Raw genomic sequence first — 21,352 nt, forward strand, 5'->3', positions numbered from 1 at the left:
GGCGGCGGCAGCCTCGCCCTCGGCGGCGGCCTGCTGGGCGGCGGCCTCGACCTCCTCGGCGGCGGTGTCGTCGGCCGGGATGGCGCCCGGGGCCAGGCCCGCGCCGAACCGGCCGACCGCCTGCCCGAGGCCCTCCAGCGCCTTGCTGAACTCGCTGGGCACGATCCAGACCTTGTTGGAGTCGCCCTTCGCGATCTCGGGCATCATCTGCAGATACTGGTAGGCAAGCAGCTTCTGGTCGGGGTTGCCGCGGTGGATGGCGTCGAACACGGCGCCGATGGCCTTCGCCTCACCGTCGGCGCGCAGGATCTGCGCCTGCTTGTCCGCCTCGGCGCGCAGAATGGCCGACTGCTTGTCGCCCTCGGCGGTGAGGATCGCCGACTGCTTCTGGCCCTCGGCGGTGAGGATCTGCGACTGCCGCACACCTTCGGCGTTGAGGATCGCCGCGCGCTTGTCGCGGTCGGCGCGCATCTGCTTCTCCATGGAGTCCTGGATGGACGGCGGCGGGTCGATGGCCTTCAGCTCGACGCGGTTCACCCGGATGCCCCACTTGCCGGTGGCGTCGTCGAGGACGCCGCGCAGCGCGTTGTTGATCTCCTCGCGGCTGGTCAGCGTGCGCTCGAGGTCCATGCCACCGATGACGTTACGCAGCGTGGTGACGGTCAGCTGCTCGATGCCCTGGATGTAGTTGGCGATCTCATAGGTCGCCGCCTTGGGGTCGTTCACCTGGTAGTAGATGACGGTGTCGATGGACACGACCAGGTTGTCCTGGGTGATCACCGGCTGCGGCGGGAACGACACGACCTGCTCACGCAGGTCCAGCAGCGGCAGCACGCGGTCGATGAACGGCACGACCACCGTCAGGCCGGGGTCGAGCGTGCGCTGGTACCGGCCCAGCCGCTCGACGATGCCGGCCCGCGCCTGCGGCACGATGCGCACCGACTTGGCCAGCGTCACCAGCACGAAGATGGCCAGGAGGATGACCACGAGGAGGACGAATATCTGACCGGCTTCCATGAAGACCTTCCGCTGCGTCGTGAGGGCCAGGCGAGTCTGCGACAACCTATCAGTGAGCGGCTCAGCGCGGGTCGGCGTCGAACACCAGCGCCGTCGCGCCCTGAATCTCGATGACGTCGACGTCGCGGCCGGCCTCGATGACGGAGGTGCCGTCGTAACTACGGGCGGTCCAGATCTCACCGGCCAGCTTGATGAGGCCGCGCTCGGAGTCGACCGTCTCGACGACGACGCCCCTGCGGCCGACCAGCGCGGCGGCGCCGGTGCGGGTGCTGGCGCTGGTGCGCATGTGCCGCTTGGCGACCGGCCGGACGAACCCGAGCAGCCCGACGCTGACGACGACGGCGACCAGCAGCTGCAGCCACAGCGCGTCGACGCCGACGGCCGCCGTCAGCGCGCCGGCGAGCGCGCCGCCGGCCAGCATGAGGAAGATGAGGTCGAGCGTGGTGGTCTCGACGATGCCGAGGACGAACGCCAGCCCCAGCCAGGCGACCCACTCGTGGTCGCCGAGCCAGTCCAGGAAGTCCTGCATGGTCTCAGTCTAGGGTGCGGCGACGGCGTCGCGCGCGCCCGCGACCGGCCGGCGTAGCCACGGTTGCCGTCCCCCTGCTGCCCATTCTCTTGGCCAGCTATCAGGGGGACCGGGGCAGAGCGGGCACACCTCACGCTTGGCGTACCCGTTTCGCCCTGCTTTGTCGGGCTGTGGACGACGATGATCATCCAGGATCGTCTACATCACGAGGATTACGCGAGCTTCACCATGCCTGTAGGGGTGTTGACGCTGGGGTAATCCTCGTGATGTCTCCCGAATCACGGCGAAATCTCACCAGGTGGACGCTGAGCGACACCAACGCCACACCGTAACGGGGCCGACGACCGAGGCGACCGTCGCCGCACTTTCCCCGTCCCCCTGATAGCTGCCCGTTCTGAGCCGCGGGCGCGCGGGTCAAGTCCAAGCGCCCCAACCACAGCGAAGCCCCACCACAACGCGCGCGGACTTGAGGCGCGCGCCCGCGGCCAAGACAATCGGGCAGCAGGGGGACGGAGCCAACGCAGCAGGGGGACGGAGCCAACGCAGGGACGGAGCCAACCTAAGACGCGGAGACGGCGTCGCGCGCCCCAGCGACGGCCCGCGCGGACCACCGTCCGTCCTCGTGCCGGACGCGCAGCGGAAGGCCGAACGCGGTGCTCAGGTACTCGTCGGTGAGCGTCTCGCCGATCGGACCCTCGGCCACCACCCGGCCGCCGGACAGCAGCAGGGCGTGGGTGAACCCGGGCGGGATCTCCTCGACGTGGTGGGTGACGAGGACGGTGGCCGGCGAGGCGGGGTCGGCGGCGATCTCGCCGAGCGTCGCGACCAGCGTCTCGCGGCCGCCGAGGTCGAGACCCGCCGTCGGCTCGTCGAGCAGCAGCAGCTCGGGGTCGGCCATCAGTGCGCGGGCCAGCTGGGTGCGCTTGCGCTCGCCCTCGGACAGCGTGCCGAACGTGCGGCCGGCGAGGTGCCCGATGCCCATGCGGTCGAGCAGCCAGCGGGCGCGCTCGTCGTCGAGGTTCTCATACGACTCCCGCCACCGGCCGACCACGCCGTAGGCGGCCGTGCGCACGACGTCGAGGACCGACTCCTGCCGCGGGATCCGCTCGGCCAGCGCGGCGCTGGTGATGCCGATGCGCGGCCGCAGCTCGAACACGTCGACGGCGCCCATCATCTCGCCGAGCACGGCGGCGTAGCCGCTGGTCGGGTGCATCTGGGCGGCCGCGATCTGCAGCAGTGTCGTCTTGCCGGCGCCGTTGGGCCCGAGGATCACCCAGCGCTCGCCGTCGGCCACCGCCCAGGTGACCTCGTCGAGCAGGCGACTGCCCGAGCGCACGAGCGTGACGTCGGCAAGTTCCAGCACTTCGGACATCGCGTGGACCGGCTCCCTCGACACAGACGAACGAGGCCCCTGACGCTGCTCGCGCCGGAACCCCCGCCCGACTCTATCCGCCCCCTCCCTCGGAGGACTCACCGCCGCTCGGGACCTCGCGGCCCGCATCGGTTCTGGCGCGGGTCGTAGGCTCTGAGGTCATGGTCACCCTCCCCCGCTCCGCCCGCCTCGCCGCGTGGGGCACGGCCTGGTTGCGGAACGAGGCGAGCCTCGACGACGTCGTCGACCGCGTCCGCGCCGACGACGAGCCGCACGACGCCGTCGACGTCCCCGGCAGCGCCATGACCACCGGCTTGTCCGAGGCGCTGCTGGCGCTGCGCGGCGCCGGCGCCACGGCGTTCCGGGTCGCGCTGCCGGCGCCGGGCGACCCCAGCGGCCTGGGCGGGCCGGCCGATCTCAACGGCGACGCGGTCGACGCGGGCGAGGCCGTCCTCGCCGACGGCGCACCGTACGCGCTGGTGCCCGACGTTCGGACCTTCGGCCCGCCGGGCGACCAGGGTCACCTGGTCACGTGGATGGTCCGTCCCGCGCAGCCGGCGCCGCCCGGCCCGTCGCTGGCCGACGCCGACCGCGAGCTGACGACGGCGCTGCTGGCGGCCGGGTCGATCCTCACCGACCTCGACGTCCCGTCGTGGCGGCCCGAGGTGGCGGCGCTGCTCGACGACATCCGCGCCAACCGCGAGTCCGACCCGCTCCCGCGTGCCTTCCCGCCGCAGGCGCAGGCCGTGGCGGCGCGCGCGGCCCGGCTGCTGGCCGTCGTGCGGTTCGCCCTCGGCGACGACGGCGGCGCGGTGACGGTGACGGAGGCGACCTCGCGGCGGGCGGCGCTGACGCCGCTGGAGCGCGCGTCCCGGTCGGCCCTGGCCGCCGCGTGCAACGCGCTGGCCGCACGATAGCTTGTGGCGTGCGATGAGCCTGCCACCGGAACCCCCCGCCACCACCCTGCTGGTCACCCTCACCGGGCGTGACCGGCCGGGCCTGACCGCGCAGCTGTTCGCGGCCCTGTCCAGCCACGACGTCGAGGTGCTCGACGTCGAGCAGGTGACCGTGCGCGGCCGCCTCGTGCTGGCGGTGCTGCTGAATCCGGCGTCGGCTGACGAGGCCGCCCTGCGCCGCACCCTGGCCGACCTCGCCGGCCTGCTCGACATCGAGATCGAGGTCTCAGCCGGTCACGGCGATCGCCGCCGCCCGCCGGGGCGCGCGCACATCACCGTCCTCGGCTTCCCGCTGCGGCCCGGTGCCGTGGCCGCGCTCACCGACGCCGTCGCGAAGGCGGGCGCGAACATCGACCGCATCGTCCGGCTGGCCTCGTACCCCGTCACGTCGATCGAGTTCGAGGTGTCCGGCGCCGACCCCGCCCGGCTGCGGGCCGACGTCGCCGCCGTCGCGCTCGCCGAGGGCGTCGACGTCGCCGTCCAGCCGTCCGGGCTGCTGCGCCGGGCCAAGCGGCTGGTCGTCATGGACGTCGACTCCACCCTCGTGCAGGGCGAGGTCATCGAGATGCTGGCCGAGAAGGCCGGAAAGCTCGACCAGGTCGCGTCCGTCACCGAGCGGGCCATGCGCGGCGAGCTGGACTTCGCGGCCTCGCTGCGCGAGCGGGTCCGGCTGCTCGCCGGGCTGCCCGAGTCCGCCGTCGCCGAGGTGCGTGCCGCCGTGCGGCTGACCCCCGGGGCGCGGACGCTGGTGCGCACGCTGAAGCGGCTCGACTACAAGTGCGCGATCGTCAGTGGCGGGTTCTCGCAGATCACCGACCCGCTGGCTGACGAGCTCGGCATCGACTACTCTGCCGCCAACACCCTCGAGATCGCCGACGGCGTGCTGACCGGCGGGCTGGTCGGGCCGATCCTCGACCGCCCCGGCAAGGCGGCGGCGCTGGCCCGGTTCGCCGCGGCCGAGGGCATCCCGCTGTCGCAGACCATCGCTGTCGGCGACGGCGCCAACGACCTCGACATGATCGCCGCCGCCGGCCTGGGCGTCGCGTTCAACGCCAAGCCGATCGTCCGCAGCGCCGCCGACACCGCCGTCAACGTCCCGTACCTCGACGCGATCCTCTACCTGCTCGGCATCAGCCGCGACGACATCGAGGCCGCCGACGCCGCCGACGGCACCCCCACGCCCGCCCCGCCCGTACGCTGATCGTGCGCCGGGGGGCTCCCCGTCCCCCTGCTGCCCCATTCTCTTGCCGCGAACCCGCGCCTCAAGTCCGCCATGGAGTCGCTTCGCGACGACGGGCGGACTTGACCCGCGGCTCCGCGGCCAAGAACGGGCAGCTATCAGGGGGACGGGGAGGATCTGGGCACGCCTCACGCTGGCCGTGCCCGTTTCGCGCGCTTTGTCGGGCTGTGGACAGCGATGATCATCGGCGATCGCCGACATCACGAGGATTACGTGAGCTTCACCATGCCTGTACGGGTGTTGACGCTGGGGGAATCCTCGTGATGCCCCGCGAATCACGGCGAAATCTCACCAGGCGGACGCTGAACGACACCAACGTCACACCGTGACGGGGCCAACGGCCCGGTAGCCGTCGCCACACTCCCCCGTCCCCCTGATAGCTGCCCGTTCTGAGCCGCGGGCGGGCGGGTCAAGCGGTCATCGCCGGCGCGAAGCGCCCAATAGTCCGCTTGAGGCGCGCGCCCGCGGCCAAGACAATCGGGCAGCAGGGGGACGGCCCAACGCAACGACCAAGGCGAACCCTCACCCCCGGGCAACCGTGTACCCGACCAACCGCGCACCGCCCGGGTCGATCGTCGCCCAGTCGCCGTCCACCGAGAACACCGCCACCGACGACGTCGGGAAGCCGGCCCGCATGCGCTCGGTGCCTTCGACCGCCGACGCGCCGTCGTCCAGGGCGTTGGCGAGCATGCCGATGCCCGGGTTGTGCCCGACGATCGCCGCCGACGTCGCCTCCGGCGGCAGCGCCCGGACGATCTCGAGCAGGTCGCCGGCCGAGGCGTAGTAGACGTCGTCGGTGACCACCGGGTCGGGCGCGCCCGGCAGTTCGGCGGCCAGCAGGCGGTACGTCTCCTGCGTCCGCCGAGCGCTCGACACGACGGCCACCTGCACGGAGACGTCCTGGGAGCTCAGCCAGCGGCCGATGACCGGTGCGTCGCGCCGGCCCTGGCCGGCCAGGGCGCGGCCGTGGTCGTCGCGGCCCTCCACGTGCTCTGCCTTGGCGTGCCGGATGATCACGAGGGTCCTCGCCATCCACGCAACACTAGGCCCTCTAGTACCTTGCACCCGGATGGGGTCGTCGGCAGCTCGCCCGCGATGGCACCATGGCCACGATCGTCCCGATCTGGTAAGGATTCGCTGTGGAGATCACCGTGCCCGATGCCGACGCCGCCGTGCCCGCCGTCCCGCCGCCGCCCGCCGCTCCCGACCCGGTTCCGCCGGTCGCCAGCTCCCGCGCGGACCTGCGGCACCGGCTCAACACCGCGACGGCCGGCTTCGAGGCGCCGCTCGCCGCCATCGACATGGAGGCGTGGGACGTCAACGCGGCCGACCTCGTCCGGCGCGCGGCGGGCAAGCCGATCCGCGTCGCCAGCAAGTCGCTGCGCAGCCGGGCACTGCTGCGCGACGTGCTGGGGCGCGACGGCTTCCACGGTGTGCTGGCCCTGACGCTGTCCGAGGCGCTCTGGCTCGTGGGCACCAAGCTGAGCTCCGACGTCGTCGTCGGCTACCCCACCGCCGACCGCCGCGGCCTGGCCCGCCTGGCCGGCGACGAGGAAGTGGCCGCCGGCATCACGCTGATGGTCGACGACGTCGCTCAGCTCGACCTCGTCGACGCGGTCGCGCCGTCCGACGGGCGGGTCGAGATCCGGGTCTGCCTCGAGCTCGACCTGTCGTGGCGGCCGCTGGGCGGACGCATGCGGGTCGGTGCGAAGCGGTCGCCGCTGCACACGGTCGACGACCTCCTCCGGCTGGCGCACGCGGTGCAGTCGCGGCCGGGGTTCCGGCTGGTCGGCGTCATGGGTTACGAGTCGCAGATCGCCGGCGTGCAGGACGCCCCGCCCGGACGGAGCTGGCGCGGGCGCATGGTGCGCTCCATGCAGAAGCGGTCGTGGGCGGAGCTGTCCGAGCGGCGCATCGCCGCCGTCGAGGCGGTCCGGAAGATCGCCGACCTCGAGTTCGTCAACGGCGGCGGCAGCGGCTCGGTCGAGCGCACGGTGTCCGACGTGTCGATCACCGAGGTGACGGCCGGGTCCGGGCTGCTGGCGCCGCGGCTGTTCGACGGCTACACGAGCTTCTCCCCGCGCCCGGCGGCGTTCTTCGCGGTGCCGGTGGTGCGCCGGCCCGGCCCGGGCATCGTCACCGTCGCCGGCGGCGGCTACATCGCCAGCGGCGCGGCCGGCGACGACCGCCTGCCGGTCCCGTGGCTGCCCGAGGGCCTGACGCTGGACAAGGACGAGGGCGCCGGCGAGGCGCAGACCCCGCTGCTCGGCTCCCCCGCCGACGACCTCGCCATCGGCGACCGCGTCTGGTTCCGGCACGCCAAGGCCGGCGAGCTGGCCGAGCGGTTCGACCAGTACTACCTGGTGCGCGGCGAACGGCTGGTCGACACCATCGCCACCTACCGCGGGGACGGCAAGACGTTCCTGTAACCGTGCCCGTTCTCTCCTACGACGCCTTGGCCGGGCGGATCCGGGGGCTGGCGCCGCGCGCCGGCTCGACGACGGTGGTCGCCGTCGACGGCCCGGCCGGGTCCGGCAAGACGACGCTGGCCGCGCGGCTCGCATCACGGCTGGACGACGCGCCGGTCGTGCACATGGACGACCTCTACCCCGGCTGGGACGGGCTCGCGCGGGCCGCTGCCGCCGTCGCCGCCGAGGTGCTCGAGCCGCTCGCCGCGGGCCGGCCCGCCCGGTACCGCCGGTGGGACTGGCACGCGGACCGCTGGGCCGGCTGGGTCGACGTCCCGCCCGCGCCCGTGCTCGTCGTCGAGGGCTGCGGCAGCGGCTCCACGCCCGGGGCGCCGTACCTCGCGCTGCTGCTGTGGGTCGAGGCGCCGCACGACGTGCGCATGGCCCGCGGCTTCGAGCGCGACGGCGACGCGTTCCGGCCGTACTGGGAGCGCTGGGCGCGCCAGGAGGCGGCCCTCTTCGCCGCCGAGCGCACCCGCGAACGGGCGGACGTGCGCATCGACACCGCGTCGCCGGTCCCGCACGACCCGTCGCGCGAGGTGGTCGCCGTCACTGGACTCTGAGGTCGGAGCCGTTCTCGGCTAACTTGGTGCCGTGCGTGTCGTCGATCTCACGATTTACCCCGTCAAGTCGACCCGGGGCCTGCCGCGTCCGGAGGCCGAGGTCGAGCCCTGGGGCCTCGCCGACGACCGCCGCTGGATGGTCGTCGACGACGCCGGCTACGTCGTCACCGCGCGGGTCCGGCCGGCGCTGCTGGGCGTGACGGTGACGCCGCTGGGCCGCGGCCGCATCCGCCTGGAGGGCCCGCACGCCGCCGCCCTCGACGTCGACGGCACGGCGTCGCGCGAGTACGTCCCGGTGCAGATCTGGAAGAACACCCTCGACGCCGTCCGCGCCGGCGCCGCCGCCGACGCCTGGTTCGCCAAGCTGCTCGACGAGGACGTCCGCCTGGTCTGGCTCGACGACCCCACCCGGCGGCCCGTCAACCCCGCCTACGGCCTGCCCGCCGACCGCGTCTCGTTCGCCGACGCCTACCCGCTGCTGCTCACCACCACCGGGTCGCTCGCCCGGCTCAACGACTGGGTCGTCGAGGAGGCGCTGCTGCGCGGCGAGGAGCCGCCGGCCGAGCCGCTCCCGATGCGCCGGTTCCGTCCCAGCGTCGTCGTCGACAACGCCGACCCGTTCGCCGAGGACACCTGGTGCCGGCTGCGCATCGGCGACGTCCCGTTCCGCGCCGTCAAGCTGTGCGACCGCTGCGTGCTCACGACCATCGACCCCGACACCCAGGCGCGCGGCAAGGAGCCGCTGCGCACCCTGGCCCGGCACCGCCGCTGGGACGGCAAGGTGTGGTTCGGCATGAACCTCGTCCCCGACGGCACCGGCCGCATCGCCGTCGGCGACGACGTCGAGATCACCGCCGGCTAGGACGGGTCCGGCAGCACCGAGAAGACGGCCTCCATGGCGGCCCGGTGCAGCGCCGCCGCGTCGCCGTCGAAGCCGTCCAGGACCAGGAACGCCTGCCCCTGGTCACCCAGCGCCGTTCCGCCCATCGCGTCGGCGGGCGACATCAGCAGGGGCCTGAAGTAGTCGCGGCTGCCCGGCCACACGTCGCAAGCGAGCAGATCCGTGCACAGCGCGCCGTAGACCGCCCCGGCGTCCCAGATCGCGAGGTCCACCGTCCCGCCGGTGGCCGTGCGGTACGACGCGGTGACGGCCTGCGGCCACTGGGAGGGGTCGGCCGCCCTGTTCAGTTCGCTCGGCTGGAACCCTTCCTTCCGCACGCGGGACACCGGGCCGAGGACTCTGGTCAACGCCGCCTCGACGTTCGCCCACGACTCGTCGACGTACCCCATCCCGAAGCCGCTCCAGATCTCGGCGCTCGCGGGGACGCCGGTTCCGTTGAGGCGCATGATCGAGTCCTCGGCAACGTCCCACGTCGCCTGGGCGATGCGGTCCGCCTCGTCGTCGCTCAGGACGTCGCGAGGCCGCGTCGCCGGCTCGTCCTCCGCGGTCTCCCACAGGACCGTCACCGCCGCGATCGTGTCGTCGATGGCGAGAACTCGGCGCTGCGGGTCCGGCGAGCCGAGCACCCGCCACTGCAACGTCTCCGGACCGCCGACCTGGGTGCAGTCGTCCCAGACCGCCGTCCGGTCGAACGCGGCGACCGCCTCGGTGCACGGCCGGAACAGCCAGGGCTGCCAGGCCCCGGTCTGCCACCACACGCGGAGCGTGAACGGTTTCCCGTCACGCTCGACGGAGAAGGCCACGCGATGCCGGCCGACGAACTGCCCGGCAGCCCCGTCCGCGAACTCGACATCGCCGGGCAGAGCGCGCTCGACCGCCGTGAGCATGCCCGCCGGCGAGGTGCCTTCGGCGGACGACAAGGCGGCGGACTCCTCGCGGCTCGCGTCGTCTGCCGGGCTGTCGGCGGTGGTCTGAGCCTGGAACCGCAGGCCGGGCTCCGGTACGAACGGCGGGAGCTGGTCGTACCTGGGTGCCGCCGCCTCGACGCCAGGTTCCCGCAGGTCGTCGAACGCGTCCGGGACCACGAGGCCCAGCGAGCCCGCCGCGAGCACCGCCAGGACGCCGGCGGCCAGCCGGGTGCGGCGCCGGCGGGAGCGGACGGCGCGGCCGCGGGCGATGTCCTCGTCGGCCGACACGATGCGGTCCGGCTCGTCCAGCAGGGCCTGCGCGAACAGGTCCCTCAGGTCGTCGGCGGTCATCGCACCTCCCCCCGGATGGAGGCGAGCTGCGCCGGGCCGAGGACCTCACGCAGCCGCTCCAGGCCGCGCGCCGTCTGGCTCTTGACGTTGCCGGTGCTGCAGTCGAGCAGCTCGGCCACCTGCTCGACCGAGAGGTCCTCCCAGAACCGCAGCACGAGCACCGCGCGCTGCTTCGGCGGCACACCGGCGAGGGCCCTCATCAGCCGCGTCCGCGTGTCCGGGTCGCCGGCGTCGGCGGGGTCGCCGTCGCCCATCCGGTCCGGTACGGCGGCGACGACGTACTCGCGCCGCCAGGGACGCCGGGTGCTGTCGACATAGGCGTTGAGCATGGTGCGGCGGGCGTAGGACGGCGCGTCCTCGCGGCGGCGGACCCGGCGCCAGCCGAGGTAGAGCTTGGTCAGCGTGTCCTGGACGAGGTCCTCGGCGGCGTGCCAGTCACCGGTCAGCAGGTACGCCGTGCGCAGCAGACCACGGCGTCGTACCGACACGAACTCCCGGTACGACGCCTCGTCGATCGCCGCCATGCACCGCCTCCCCCGCCCCGGACCGCCCCCGTCACCCCTTGGACGGTAACGGAGGCGTTCCGGGTTGCACAGACGTCAGCCGCCCCCGGCCGGCGACCGCACGAGCGGTGACAGCACCTCGTCCAGCGGCTGAAGCACGCCCCCGGTGACGGTCCCCGGACGTTCGTCGCCCGGATCCTCGGTGCTGACGCGAATCCAGGTGTCGCCGCGCAGCCCCACCGCGACTCCGGACTCTCCGCTGCCGCCGGCCTCCGGCGGCCCCAGCAGCTCCTGCCCGCCGGTGATCGACGAACACTGCATGATCTGCTCGACGCACATCGGCTCGGACGCCCGCGGACGCTGCCAGAACCACAGCTCCACCTCGAGACCGTCGTCGGTCGTGTACTCGGCCGAGATCGTGCCCACCTGATGCTCGGCATCCTGCACGTCGACGGCCGGATCGTCGCCGCCCACCGGCGTCAGCTCGGCGCCGACGGCCTCCTCCAGCACCCCTCGCAGCTCGGGCCAGGCGGCGACGACGTCGTCGAGGCGGACGCCGCTGGTGAGGCCGGCCGGGTCCAGGCCGGCGGCCGCCTCGAGCACCGCGTCACCGATCGCCGCGCCCGCGGCGCGGTCCAGCGCCGGATCGATGGGCTGGGCGCCCTGTCCAGACGCCGGCAAGTCCGAACCGGGCAGGGGCTGCGGACGGGTGCTCCAGCGCACGGTGACGGAGGTGTCGTCGTTCTCGGCGAGCACGACCGACGCGCTGAGATCGACCAGGTCGCCGGCGGCCCGGTAGACGCCGTCGTCGTCGCGGCCCTCCTCGCAGTTCTGCCACTGGCTCATGGTGCCCTCGAGCAGGCCCGGCTCGGTGCAAGGGCGGTATTCGGGCAGGTCGGTGCGGGTCGGCTCGAGCGAGACGCCCATGGAGTAGGCCGCCCCGCTGTCGGCGCGCGTCAGCAGCACGTCGATGCTCGGACCGGCCTCGGGGACGACCGGGAAGGCGGGATCGTCGAACTCGACGACCTCGACGTCGGCCGGCAGTGCGGCCACGATCGCGTCCCACATGCGCTGCTTCACCGGGTCGTCGCCGACCTGGGGCGGGTAGTCGCCGCCGTCCGGGTCGCCGGCGTCGGCGGCCGGCACGTTGCCGCGGTCGTCGCCGACGACGGCCGGGAGCACGGCCGCGCCCACGCCGGCCACGGCCAGCAGCGCTACCCCGCCGGCCACGCGGTTGCGCCGCATGCGCTGCTGGCGGGCCTTGCCGCGGGCGACGTCCTCCTCGGCGACGACCGGGCGGACCGGCTCACCGGTGAGGGTCCGCTGGAACAGGTCCTTGAGTGTGGGCTCAGTCATCATGCGTCCCTCAGTTCCACGAATGCCTCCGGGCCGAGTACGTCGCGCAGCCGTTCGAGGCCTCGCGCCGTCTGGCTCTTGACGTTGCCGGAACTGCAGTTCATGAGGTCGGCCACCTGCTCGATCGACAGGTCCTCCCAGAACCGGAGCACGAGCGTGGCTCGTTGCCGCGGCGGGACGGTCGCGAGGGCGGCCAGCAGCCGGTCCCTGGTGTGGAGGTCCGACTCCGCCGGGTCGCCGGCGCCGACGGCGTCCGGGATCGCCTCGACCGCCTGCTCCCGGCGCCACGGGCGCCGCGTGCCGTCGATGTGGGCGTTGACGAGGATGCGCCGGGCGTAGGCGAGCACGTCGTCGTGACGGCGCACCCGCCGCCACGACACGTACAGCTTCGTCAGCGTCTCCTGGACCAGGTCTTCCGCGGCGTGCCAGTCGCCCGTCATCAGGAAGGCCGTTCGCAGCAGCGCACGTCTTCGGGCGCCGACGAACTCCTTGAATGACGTCTCGTCCGTCGCCTGCATCAACCGCCTCCGCTGCCGTTCCGGGTGAGGGCCCTCACCTCGTGCACGGAACGGCAGCGGTCGCGGGTTGCATCACCGCATCGCGGAGACGGCTCAGATGCGGCAGGCCAGGATCTCGGTGACGAGGATGGCGCGGGCGCCGACATCCCACAGGTCGTCCATGACGCGCTGCGCCTCGGCGCGCGGCACCATGGCCCGGACGGCGACCCAGCCCTCGCGGTGCAGCGGCGACACCGTCGGCGACTCCAGGCCCGGGGTGAGTGCGCTGGCCTCGTCGACGCGGTCGGCGCGGATGTCGTAGTCCATCATCACGTAGCCGCGAGCGACCATGACGCCGTTGAGGCGGCGCAGCAGCAGGTCGATGCCGGCCGGACGCTCGCCGTCGGCGCGGGCGATGAGCACCGCCTCGGAGCGCAGGATCGGGTCGCCGACGATCTCGAGGCCGGCCTGGCGCAGCGTCGTCCCGGTCTCGACGACGTCGGCGATGACGTCGGCGACGCCCAGCTGGACGGCGGTCTCGACGGCGCCGTCGAGTCGTACCACCGACGCGTCGACGCCGCGTTCGGCGAGGTAGTCGCGGAGCAGGCCGGCGTAGGACGTGGCGACGCGCAGCCCGGCGAAGTCGGACAACTTCTCGGCGGTGCCGGGACGCGCGGCGAAGCGGAACGTCGAGCCGCCGAAGCCGAGCGCCAGCAGCTCCTCGGCCGACGCGCCGGAGTCGAGCAGCAGGTCGCGGCCGGTGATGCCGGCGTCGACCGTCCCGGCGCCGACGTAGACCGCGATGTCGCGGGGGCGGAGGTAGAAGAACTCGACGTCGTTGTCGGGGTCGCGCAGCACGAGCTCGCGGCCGCCGTCGGCGCGCTGCCGATAGCCGGCCTCGCGCATCATCTCAGCGGCGGGGCCGGACAGCGAGCCCTTGTTGGGCACGGCGATGCGTAGGGTCATCGGGGAGCCTTTCAGAGTTTCCGGTAGACGTCGGCGAGGCTGATGCCGCGGGCGAGCATGAGCACCTGGACGTGGTAGAGCAGCTGCGAGATCTCCTCGGCCGCCCGCTCGGTGCTCTCGTGCTCGGCCGCCATCCATGCTTCGGCGGCCTCTTCCACGACCTTCTTGCCGACGTGATGGACCCCATGGCGGACCGCCTCGACGGTGCCGGAGCCGGCCTCGCCGGACTCCACCTTCGCGGACAGCTCGACCCAGAGGTCATCGAAACTCTTCACGTCGCACAAGGGTACGGAAACCCTGCCACCCGACGGCGCGCCGGTTCACGGGCCGGACACGCCGGCCCGTGACCGCCCCGGTCTACGCGTAGCAGTTGCGCAGTGCGACGACGGTGGCCAGCGCCGCCTGGGTCGCCTCGTAGCCCTTGTCCTCCTTGGACCCAGGCAGGCCCGCGCGGGCCAGCGCCTGCTCCTCGTCGTCGCAGGTCAGCACCCCGAAGCCGACCGGGACGCCGGTGTCGACGGCGACGCGGGTCAGGCCGTCGGTGGCCGCCTGGCAGACGTAGTCGAAGTGCGGCGTCTCGCCCCGGACGACGACGCCGAGCGCGACGACCGCCTCATAGTTGGCCCGGGCCAGCCGCGCCGCGGCGACCGGCAGCTCGAACGAGCCCGGCACCCGCAGGATCAGCGGATCGGGCACGCCGGCCTCCTCCAGCGCCCGCTGCGCCCCCGCGATCAGGCCGTCCATGACCTGCTGATGCCACAGCGACGCGACAACCGCGACCCGGAGGTCGCCCACCTTGCCCACCTGCAGCTCGGGCGCGCCCTGACCACTCATCGTCCGGTGTCCTCTCGTTCGGCGGGTTCCTCAGAGACTGGCAGATCGCGCAGATCGTGCCCCAGGCGGTCCCGCTTCGTCGTCAGGTACCGCAGGTTCTCGGGGGTGACGGCGACCGGCAGCGCGACCCGTTCGGCGAGCTTCAGGCCGTACCCCTCGACGCCGGTCAGCTTCGCGGGGTTGTTCGTCATCAGGGCGAGGGTGCGCACGCCGAGGTCGGCCAGGATCTGCGCGCCCGTGCCGTAGTCGCGGGCGTCGGCGGGCAGGCCCAGCTCGACGTTGGCGTCGACGGTGTCCAGTCCGCCGTCCTGCAGCTCGTACGCCTGCAGCTTGTGCGCGAGGCCGATGCCGCGGCCCTCGTGCCCGCGCAGGTACACGACCACGCCGCGGCCCGCGCCGGCCACCAGGTCCAGCGCCGCTCGCAGCTGCGGGCCGCAGTCGCAGCGCAGCGAGCCGAACGCGTCGCCCGTCAGGCACTCGGAGTGCAAGCGCACGAGGACGGCGTCGTCGCCGGCCGCGTCGGCGCTCACGTCGCCCATGACGAGGGCGACGTGCTCGCTGCCGTCGAGGATGTCGCGGTAGGCGTGCGCCGTGAACGTGCCGTGCGCGGTGGGCAGCCGGGTCGTCGCGACGCGCTTCACCTGGCGCTCGGTGCGCCGGCGGTAACGGATGAGGTCGGCGATGGAGATCATCGCCAGCCCGTGCTCGTCGGCGAACTCGCGCAGCGCCGGCGCCCGCATCATCGAGCCGTCGTCGTGGACGATCTCGCACAGGACGCCCGCGGGCGACAGACCGGCCAGCCGGGCGAGGTCGACCGCGGCCTCGGTGTGACCCGGGCGCGTCAGCACGCCGCCCTCCCGGGCCCGGAGCGGGAACACGTGACCGGGCCGGCTGAGCTCGTACGGCTCGGTCGCGGAGTCGGCCAGCACGCGCGCGGTGTGGGCGCGCTCGGCGGCCGAGATGCCGGTGGTGATGCCGTGACGGGCGTCGACGGAGACGGCGAACGCGGTGCCCTTGCGGTCCTCGTTCACCGTCGTCATGGGCGGCAGGTCGAGGCGGTCCAGCTCGCTGCCCAGCATCGGGACGCAGATGACGCCGGACGTGTGCCGGATGGTGAACCCCATCAGCTCCGGCGTGGCCTTGGAGGCGGCGAAGATCAGGTCGCCCTCGTTCTCTCTGTCCTCGTCGTCGACCACCACGACGGCCTTGCCGGCCGCGATGTCGGCGATGGCCCGTTCCACGCTGTCCAACTGCACGGTCATGCGCGCGCTCCCGTCTCGATCAGCCGTTCGACGTACTTCGCGACCACGTCGACCTCCAGGTTCACGCCGTCGCCGGGCTGCCGGCGGCCGAGCGTGGTCAGCTCGAGCGTGGTCGGGATGAGGCTCACCTCGAACCAGTCGGCGCCGAGCCCGGACACCGTCAGCGACACACCGTCGACGGCGATCGATCCCTTCTCCGCGACGTAGCGCAGCAGGCCGGTGGGCGCCGCGATGCGGACGACCTCCCAGCGGCTGCCCGGCGTGCGGGAGACGACCGTGCCGACGCCGTCGACGTGGCCCTGCACGATGTGCCCGCCGAGCCGGTCGCTGGCCCGCACCGCCCGCTCGAGGTTGACGGTGTCGCCGACGCTCAGCTTCGCCAGCGTGCTGCGGTCGAACGTCTCGCGCATGACGTCGACGGTGAAGGTGTCGCCGTCGACCGCGGTGACGGTCAGGCAGACGCCGTCGACGGCGATCGACGCGCCGTGCACGGCGTCCTCGGCGACCTTCGGGCCGCGGACGGTGAGCCGCCCATCGTCGGCGTCGCCCTCGATGGCGACGAGCTCGCCCAGTTCCTCGACGATCCCGGTGAACATGGCCTCACGCCTTCCTGTGGTCTTGCGGGGTTGCGGTGATGCGGAGATCGGGTCCGAACGCCTTGACGTCGGTGACGTCGAGCCGGATCGCGGCGTCGATGGTGGTCACGCCGGCGTCGGCGAGCGCGGCCGGACCGGCGCCCAGCAGGGCGGGCGCGACGTAGCCGACGACGCGGTCGATCAGGCCGGCCCGCCAGAACGCGCCGGCGAGGGTCGGGCCGCCCTCGAGCAGCACGTAGCGGCGTCCGTCGTCGTAGAGGCGGGTGAGGAGTCCCGGCAGGTCGACGCGCCCGTCCGGGCCGGCGCCGACCTCGGCGGCGGTCGCGATCCACGTCGGCGCCGCGTCGTCCCGCACCCTCGCCGTCGCCGGAGTCCGCCCCGCGCTGTCGACGACGACGCGCAGCGGCTGCTCGACCGCCCGGTCGGCGGCCGGAGCCACGCCGGCCGCGTCCAACCGTGCGGTGAGCTGCGGATCGTCCGCCCGCACGGTCCCCGACCCGACGATGACGGTGTCGACCGCCGCGCGCAGCCGGTGCACGTCGGCGCGGGCCTCGTCGCCGGTGATCCAGCGGCTCGTGCCGTCGGCGGCCGCGCTGCGCCCGTCGAGCGTCGCGGCGAACTTCCAGACGACGAACGGCCGGTGCGTCCGGAACGGGGTGAGCCAGCGGGCGTTGGCGGCGGCCGCCTCGTCGGCCAGCACGCCCGACTCGACGTCGACGCCGTGCGCGCTCAGGGTGGCCGCTCCCCCGGCAGCGACCGGGTTGGGGTCGGCGACAGCTACCACCACCCGGGCGACCCCGGCCGCGATCAGCGCCTGCGTGCACGGTCCGGTGCGCCCGGTGTGGTCGCAGGGCTCGAGCGTGACGACGGCGGTGCCGCCGCGCGCCCGCTCGCCGGCCTCGGCCAGTGCGGTGATCTCGGCGTGCGGCCCGCCAGGACGCTCGTGCCAGCCCTCGCCCACCGTCGCGCCGGCGGCATCGAGGATGACGCACCCCACGTCGGGATTGGGCGGTGTGGTGAGGGCGCCGTTGCGGGACAGCTCGATGGCGCGGCGCATCGCCGCCAGCTCCGCCGGACTCGCCACCGGCCCCTCCTCGCCTCGTCGGGCGAGCTCCGGGGCGGACGCGGGTGCGCCACGTACGGCCGCGCTCGGCGTTGGACGCGCGCCAACGGGCGCGACCAGCCGAGACGGCCGCGCGTGCTGCCTCCCATCCGGACTTTCACCGTCGGTCCCGGAATTCCACCGGGTCAACCGTCCAGCGCCCGCTGGTGCGGACGCCGGCCGGGTCGCGGACTGTCACCGCCGGTTCGGACTTTCACCGACCCCGGAGCACGCGTCGTATCTCTTGACAGGGTAACCGCCGCAGCGCGAAACGCATTCCCAGCCTGGCTCTGCGTTCCTTCTCACATCCGCATCGCCTCCCCGACCGGGTCCCTTCAGCTCCCCGCCGCCCATCGTGAGCAGTCGCGGGCCAGCGGAAGGCAGATGACGGCGACGGTCGCGTACACTGAGAAACGAAGCTGGCCGCTGCGCAGCGGTCGGAAGTGGGCCGAGGACCCCCGGGGTATACCGGGACCTCGGCTCCGCGCTTTCTACGCTCGGGCGCTCAGTCGAGCTGAATGCGGTGCTCAGTGAGCATCGGGGCGATCACCGCGCGGTATGTCGGGTCGCCGCCCTCGGCCGCGCTCACCGCCCCTGCTACGGCGTCGGCCAGCCACAACAAGGGTTCCGCCGAGGGGCGGGCGTGGTCGACCCTGATGGAGTGCCCGATGATCTGCCGCGCACGGAACCGGTCGATAGCGGCGATGTCTCGTCGGTCGGCAGTGGCGTTGCGGGTCTCCAACCACACCTGTTCGACGCCGGCTGCGTCGAGGTGGAACAGTAAGGCTTCCAGACACTGCCGCCGCGCTCGCTCCTGCCGCCGAGTGTCGATGGGGGCGCCAATGGTCACGACGTGCAGCGTCGGTAGTTGTGCGATTGCCTGCACCGCAGCGAGACGGTCAGCCGGCTTACGGTCGTGCCAGTGGAACCGACGACCGGGTCGAGGCTCCAGCTCACGCATCGTGGCCCGCGCCGTCGATGCGTTCATGTCCTCGAGCGCGCATGCCGCCGTGATGTAGACGCGGTCATCGATCCGGATCGACTCATCGACCGGCGCCACCCACTTCATGCCTTCGCCGGGCCGATCAGACGGGCCCCGGTGAGCGATCGCGCAGCAGGTGCCTGCTGGCTACGTTCGATCGGGCACGGACGCGGCCGCGGAGCCGTGCGGGGGGATGTGGCCTTCCCTGGTGTTCTCGACGATCAGCTCCCGGATGAACTCGGTGACAGCGCGAACGCGTGGACGACCCGGTCGCCGAGCACCGGCTCCGACCGCAGCGCTGTGGCCGGCTGGGATGCCTCCCGGCCGGCCACATGACCTCCTGGCCGCCGTGCCGAGCGCCACGGCCGGACCGCGTCTCTTGCCGAAACGCTCTCAGGTCGCCTCCCGCTGGTCATCCGCCCACGCCGAGGAAGCGCGGTCGGCGGCGAAGGCCGGCACGTCGACCGTGACGCGCCACGGATGATCGGTGCTGAAGGCCGCCGAGGTGGGCGGGGTCCGCTCCACGTACACACCGGTGGACTCGTCGCGGCGTAGCTCGGTGACCACGAGGCCGGGTGGATCGGCCCGCGGGATCACCGTCCAGTACGCGGGGACGCCGGCCCGTGCATACAGCGCGCGCTTGGTCATGATGTCGCGCAGCACCGACGTCGGCGACACCACCTCGACGACGAGCGACAGCGCCTCGACCGGGATGGGCGTCGTCTCGGCCAGCGACACGTGCGCGACGACGATGTCGGGCCGTACCTCGTCGTGGTCACCGATGCGCACCGGCTGTCCGCGATCGACCACGAGCGGACTCCCCCGGTTCGCCACGTCGAACGTGCTCGCCAGCCACTGACAGACCGCGGTCTCGGCAGCGCTCGGCGGGGGCGACAGGACGATGCAGCCCTCGATGAGCTCGAAGCGGGACCCGCCGTCGGCCAGGGCGTGCAGATCGGACGTGCGGAAGCCGCGCGACCCGAGGTCGCGGTGCGGCAGTGGGGCAGCGTTCACGGGGACTCCTGGGGTGGTGACGCCCGGCGGCGGTGCGCGGACGATCCGCGATTCACGTCACGCTAAGCAGGTGGAACGCCCGCTGTCGCCGCGAAACGCAGGCCCGGCGGTTGCCCGTTTCCGGGCAAGTTTGCCCGGCCCCAACCAGCGGCTCAGGGCAAATTCGAGGGCTAACCGGTCCACGTCTTCAGAGCTGACGGAACACCGAGTCGGACGCCGCTGGTCGGCATCAAGGGCTCGGCCGAGCTCTATCGCGTGGGCGCATTGCCCGAGCGGGCCGACGTCGACGCGGCCATGCTGCGGATCGACCGCGAGGCCACCCGGCTCACGGAGCTGACGGAGGACCGGCTGCGGCAGGTCGTCGCGAACCTCGTCGGCAACGCCGTCGCGCACACCCCGCCGGGCAGCCCGGTCCGCATCGGCGTCGGCACCCTCGACGGCCGCGCCGTGCTCGACGTCGTCGACGAGGGCCCGGGCATGACGGCGGAGCAGGCCGGGCGCGTCTTCGACCGGTTCTACCGGGCCAACCGCTCCCGCGAACGGTCCAGCGGAGCCAGCGCCGGGCTGGGGCTGTCGATCGCCCGATCGCTGGCCCGCGCGCACGGCGGCGACGTCGAGCTGCGGACGCGGCTCGGCGAGGGCGCCCGGTTCCGGCTGACGTTGCCGCTCCTCGACCGGGCTCGCCGCGAGGACGACTAGGCCGTGTTGCGCAAGGTGTACCCATCAGGGATCTCAACGTGCACACTGACGGTTTCCCGTTCGACCAAAGGGGACTGCGCCGTGCCCGACCGACCTGAGATCGTCTGCATCTGCGGCTCGACCCGGTTCGTGGACGAGATGCGTGCGGCGAACCGTGACCTGACCTTCGCAGGGGTCATCGTCGTCGCGCCAGGCGAAGCAGACGAGCCGATCACCACCGAGCAGAAGGCCGCGCTGGACGCCCTCCACCTTCGCAAGATCGACCTGGCTGACCGGGTTCTGGTCGTCAACCCCGGCGGGTACATCGGCGAGTCCACGAGCAGGGAGATCGCCTATGCCCGCGCCACCGGCAAACCGATCTCGTTCACCGATCCCGTCTGACCAGTAGACGCCTCGCGGTGGTCGAGGGATCCCGCCCCCACTGATGTTGATCTTGGAGTTGTTCGGCCATCTATCGGACATTTCGCCCACCGATTGCCGAACGACTCCAAGATCAACGTGGGGCGGCCTGGGAGCGCGGCCTTCGACTGCGGCGAACCGCCGCCTGCGACCAACGTGATAGCGGGGTACGCCTAGTGCGCGGCCTTCGTGGCCAGGTCGCGCAGCTCGCTGACGGCGGCAGCGGCGTCCTCGGCGCCGTAGACGGCCGACCCGGCGACGAACACGTCGGCGCCGGCGTCGGCGCACCGCTCGATCGTCTCGGCCGACACGCCGCCGTCGACCTGGATCCAGATGTCCAGGCCGGACCGCGACACCAGCTCGCGCGCACGCCGGATCTTCGGCAGGCACACGTCGAGGAACGCCTGGCCGCCGAACCCGGGCTCGACCGTCATGACCAGCAGCATGTCGATCTCGGGCAGGAGGTCGGCCCACGGCTCGACGGGGGTCGCGGGGCGCAGCCCGACACCGGCCCGGGCGCCGTGCCGGCGCAGCTCGCGGGCCAGCCGCACCGGCGCGGCGGCCGCCTCGGCGTGGAACGTGACGTTGTGGGCGCCGGCCTCGGCGTACCCGGGGGCCCACCGGTCGGGGTCGTCGATCATCAGGTGGCAGTCGACCAGGCGGTCGGTACGGGCCAGGATGGCCTCGACGACCGGCAGCCCGAGCGTCAGGTTGGGGACGAAGTGGTTGTCCATGACGTCGACGTGCACGAGGTCGGCGTCGCCGAGGCGGGCGATCTCGGACTCGAGGTTGGCGAAGTCGGACGACAGGATGCTCGGCGCGATCTGAATCCCCACG

23 protein-coding genes, 1 pseudogene and 1 riboswitch are annotated in these 21,352 nt (G+C 73.0%); of the genes and pseudogenes, 7 read left to right on the forward strand and 17 right to left on the reverse strand.

The annotated features are described in order from the left end of the window. The 3 genes from DY240_RS07405 to DY240_RS07415 all read right to left on the reverse strand — a co-directional run. On the reverse strand, nt 1–1,017 hold a 1,017-nt coding region (locus DY240_RS07405; protein ID WP_147375227.1), incomplete at its 3' end, for an SPFH domain-containing protein. A gap of 61 nt (nt 1,018–1,078) precedes the next feature. Continuing rightward, the gene (locus tag DY240_RS07410; protein WP_119659311.1) at nt 1,079–1,546 is read right to left on the reverse strand and encodes an NfeD family protein; all 468 of its coding nucleotides are present in this window, start codon (nt 1,544–1,546) and stop codon (nt 1,079–1,081) included. Nucleotides 1,547–2,105: 559 nt separating this feature from the next. After that, entirely contained in the window at nt 2,106–2,918 is an 813-nt protein-coding gene (locus DY240_RS07415) for an ABC transporter ATP-binding protein (RefSeq protein WP_119659312.1), read from the reverse strand. A gap of 161 nt (nt 2,919–3,079) precedes the next feature. Here DY240_RS07415 and DY240_RS07420 point away from each other — a divergent pair, with 161 nt between their 5' ends. Continuing rightward, the gene (locus DY240_RS07420) at nt 3,080–3,835 is read left to right on the forward strand and encodes a hypothetical protein (RefSeq protein WP_119659313.1); all 756 of its coding nucleotides are present in this window, start codon (nt 3,080–3,082) and stop codon (nt 3,833–3,835) included. Nucleotides 3,836–3,848: 13 nt separating this feature from the next. After that, nucleotides 3,849–5,075, forward strand: a complete 1,227-nt coding sequence (gene serB / locus DY240_RS07425) for a phosphoserine phosphatase SerB (protein ID WP_119659314.1) — start codon at nt 3,849–3,851, stop codon at nt 5,073–5,075. A 561-nt stretch (nt 5,076–5,636) separates the two neighbouring features. Here serB and DY240_RS07430 read toward each other — a convergent pair. Further along, nucleotides 5,637–6,146, reverse strand: a complete 510-nt coding sequence (locus tag DY240_RS07430; protein WP_119659315.1) for a SixA phosphatase family protein — start codon at nt 6,144–6,146, stop codon at nt 5,637–5,639. A gap of 140 nt (nt 6,147–6,286) precedes the next feature. Between DY240_RS07430 and DY240_RS07435 the strand changes: the two genes are divergently transcribed. From DY240_RS07435 to DY240_RS07445, 3 genes are read left to right on the forward strand one after another with little or no spacing between them, the layout of a single operon-like run. Beyond that, nucleotides 6,287–7,543: an amino acid deaminase/aldolase gene (locus DY240_RS07435; protein WP_407659287.1), complete on the forward strand. Its 1,257-nt coding sequence runs from the start codon at nt 6,287–6,289 to the stop codon at nt 7,541–7,543. 2 nt (nt 7,544–7,545) lie between these two features. Next, on the forward strand, nt 7,546–8,145 hold the full coding sequence (locus tag DY240_RS07440; protein ID WP_199701021.1) for a uridine kinase family protein: 600 nt from the start codon (nt 7,546–7,548) through the stop codon (nt 8,143–8,145). A 31-nt stretch (nt 8,146–8,176) separates the two neighbouring features. Continuing rightward, nucleotides 8,177–9,007 carry an MOSC domain-containing protein gene (locus DY240_RS07445; RefSeq protein WP_119659316.1) on the forward strand — a complete coding sequence of 277 codons (831 nt, stop codon included), beginning with the start codon at nt 8,177–8,179 and terminating at the stop codon, nt 9,005–9,007. Here DY240_RS07445 and DY240_RS07450 read toward each other — a convergent pair. From DY240_RS07450 to DY240_RS07505, 12 genes are all read right to left on the reverse strand, one after another. Further along, nucleotides 9,004–10,305, reverse strand: coding sequence for a hypothetical protein (locus tag DY240_RS07450; protein ID WP_119659317.1), 1,302 nt, complete (start codon nt 10,303–10,305; stop codon nt 9,004–9,006). The two genes, DY240_RS07445 and DY240_RS07450, sit on opposite strands and share 4 nt — an antisense overlap. Continuing rightward, the gene (locus DY240_RS07455; RefSeq protein WP_119659318.1) at nt 10,302–10,829 is read right to left on the reverse strand and encodes a SigE family RNA polymerase sigma factor; all 528 of its coding nucleotides are present in this window, start codon (nt 10,827–10,829) and stop codon (nt 10,302–10,304) included. The genes DY240_RS07450 and DY240_RS07455 overlap by 4 nt, the downstream gene beginning before the upstream one ends. Before the next feature lie 75 nt (nt 10,830–10,904). Beyond that, on the reverse strand, nt 10,905–12,164 hold the full coding sequence (locus DY240_RS07460; protein ID WP_119659319.1) for a hypothetical protein: 1,260 nt from the start codon (nt 12,162–12,164) through the stop codon (nt 10,905–10,907). After that, complete coding sequence (locus tag DY240_RS07465; protein ID WP_119659320.1) at nt 12,164–12,682, reverse strand: SigE family RNA polymerase sigma factor; 519 nt, start codon at nt 12,680–12,682, stop codon at nt 12,164–12,166. Before DY240_RS07465 ends, DY240_RS07460 begins: the two co-directional genes overlap by 1 nt. 93 nt (nt 12,683–12,775) lie before the next feature. Beyond that, on the reverse strand, nt 12,776–13,627 hold the full coding sequence (hisG, locus tag DY240_RS07470) for an ATP phosphoribosyltransferase (protein ID WP_119659321.1): 852 nt from the start codon (nt 13,625–13,627) through the stop codon (nt 12,776–12,778). Nucleotides 13,628–13,638: 11 nt separating this feature from the next. After that, on the reverse strand, nt 13,639–13,902 hold the full coding sequence (locus tag DY240_RS07475; RefSeq protein ID WP_119659322.1) for a phosphoribosyl-ATP diphosphatase: 264 nt from the start codon (nt 13,900–13,902) through the stop codon (nt 13,639–13,641). A gap of 82 nt (nt 13,903–13,984) precedes the next feature. Next, nucleotides 13,985–14,461, reverse strand: a complete 477-nt coding sequence (ribH, locus tag DY240_RS07480; protein ID WP_119659323.1) for a 6,7-dimethyl-8-ribityllumazine synthase — start codon at nt 14,459–14,461, stop codon at nt 13,985–13,987. Continuing rightward, complete coding sequence (locus DY240_RS07485) at nt 14,458–15,723, reverse strand: bifunctional 3,4-dihydroxy-2-butanone-4-phosphate synthase/GTP cyclohydrolase II (RefSeq protein WP_119659324.1); 1,266 nt, start codon at nt 15,721–15,723, stop codon at nt 14,458–14,460. Before DY240_RS07485 ends, ribH begins: the two co-directional genes overlap by 4 nt. After that, on the reverse strand, nt 15,720–16,319 hold the full coding sequence (locus DY240_RS07490; RefSeq protein WP_119659325.1) for a riboflavin synthase: 600 nt from the start codon (nt 16,317–16,319) through the stop codon (nt 15,720–15,722). Before DY240_RS07490 ends, DY240_RS07485 begins: the two co-directional genes overlap by 4 nt. Nucleotides 16,320–16,323: 4 nt before the next feature. Then, on the reverse strand, nt 16,324–17,403 hold the full coding sequence (ribD, locus tag DY240_RS07495; protein WP_119659326.1) for a bifunctional diaminohydroxyphosphoribosylaminopyrimidine deaminase/5-amino-6-(5-phosphoribosylamino)uracil reductase RibD: 1,080 nt from the start codon (nt 17,401–17,403) through the stop codon (nt 16,324–16,326). Nucleotides 17,404–17,513: 110 nt separating this feature from the next. Then, nucleotides 17,514–17,657, reverse strand: a riboswitch (FMN riboswitch). Between the two features lie 269 nt (nt 17,658–17,926). After that, nucleotides 17,927–18,490, reverse strand: coding sequence for a hypothetical protein (locus tag DY240_RS07500; protein WP_119659327.1), 564 nt, complete (start codon nt 18,488–18,490; stop codon nt 17,927–17,929). Nucleotides 18,491–18,796: 306 nt separating this feature from the next. Then, a complete protein-coding gene (locus DY240_RS07505; RefSeq protein ID WP_158602770.1) occupies nt 18,797–19,417 on the reverse strand; it encodes a Uma2 family endonuclease in 621 nt (206 codons plus the stop codon). A gap of 210 nt (nt 19,418–19,627) precedes the next feature. Here DY240_RS07505 and DY240_RS07510 point away from each other — a divergent pair. Next, nucleotides 19,628–20,116 (forward strand): annotated as a pseudogene (locus DY240_RS07510) (sensor histidine kinase); the annotation flags it as partial. 81 nt (nt 20,117–20,197) lie between these two features. Continuing rightward, on the forward strand, nt 20,198–20,497 hold the full coding sequence (locus DY240_RS07515; protein WP_119659329.1) for a hypothetical protein: 300 nt from the start codon (nt 20,198–20,200) through the stop codon (nt 20,495–20,497). Nucleotides 20,498–20,688: 191 nt separating this feature from the next. Here the strand turns inward: DY240_RS07515 and rpe are convergent, their stop codons facing one another. Further along, nucleotides 20,689–21,351: a ribulose-phosphate 3-epimerase gene (rpe, locus tag DY240_RS07520; RefSeq protein WP_119659330.1), complete on the reverse strand. Its 663-nt coding sequence runs from the start codon at nt 21,349–21,351 to the stop codon at nt 20,689–20,691. Between the last annotated feature and the right edge of the window lies 1 nt (nt 21,352).

It is taken from the genome of Jiangella rhizosphaerae, assembly GCF_003579925.1.
Taxonomy (GTDB): Bacteria; Actinomycetota; Actinomycetes; order Jiangellales; family Jiangellaceae; genus Jiangella; species Jiangella rhizosphaerae.

Coding starts and splice junctions, on each gene's coding strand:
- DY240_RS07410 (WP_119659311.1), bottom strand. CDS start 1,546: ATGCAGGACTTCCTGGACTGGCTCGGCGACCACGAGTGGGTCGCCTGG.
- DY240_RS07415 (WP_119659312.1), bottom strand. CDS start 2,918: ATGTCCGAAGTGCTGGAACTTGCCGACGTCACGCTCGTGCGCTCGGGC.
- DY240_RS07420 (WP_119659313.1), top strand. CDS start 3,080: ATGGTCACCCTCCCCCGCTCCGCCCGCCTCGCCGCGTGGGGCACGGCC.
- serB (WP_119659314.1), top strand. CDS start 3,849: ATGAGCCTGCCACCGGAACCCCCCGCCACCACCCTGCTGGTCACCCTC.
- DY240_RS07430 (WP_119659315.1), bottom strand. CDS start 6,146: ATGGCGAGGACCCTCGTGATCATCCGGCACGCCAAGGCAGAGCACGTG.
- DY240_RS07450 (WP_119659317.1), bottom strand. CDS start 10,305: ATGACCGCCGACGACCTGAGGGACCTGTTCGCGCAGGCCCTGCTGGAC.
- DY240_RS07455 (WP_119659318.1), bottom strand. CDS start 10,829: ATGGCGGCGATCGACGAGGCGTCGTACCGGGAGTTCGTGTCGGTACGA.
- DY240_RS07460 (WP_119659319.1), bottom strand. CDS start 12,164: ATGACTGAGCCCACACTCAAGGACCTGTTCCAGCGGACCCTCACCGGT.
- DY240_RS07465 (WP_119659320.1), bottom strand. CDS start 12,682: ATGCAGGCGACGGACGAGACGTCATTCAAGGAGTTCGTCGGCGCCCGA.
- hisG (WP_119659321.1), bottom strand. CDS start 13,627: ATGACCCTACGCATCGCCGTGCCCAACAAGGGCTCGCTGTCCGGCCCC.
- ribH (WP_119659323.1), bottom strand. CDS start 14,461: ATGAGTGGTCAGGGCGCGCCCGAGCTGCAGGTGGGCAAGGTGGGCGAC.
- DY240_RS07485 (WP_119659324.1), bottom strand. CDS start 15,723: ATGACCGTGCAGTTGGACAGCGTGGAACGGGCCATCGCCGACATCGCG.
- DY240_RS07490 (WP_119659325.1), bottom strand. CDS start 16,319: ATGTTCACCGGGATCGTCGAGGAACTGGGCGAGCTCGTCGCCATCGAG.
- DY240_RS07500 (WP_119659327.1), bottom strand. CDS start 18,490: ATGAAGTGGGTGGCGCCGGTCGATGAGTCGATCCGGATCGATGACCGC.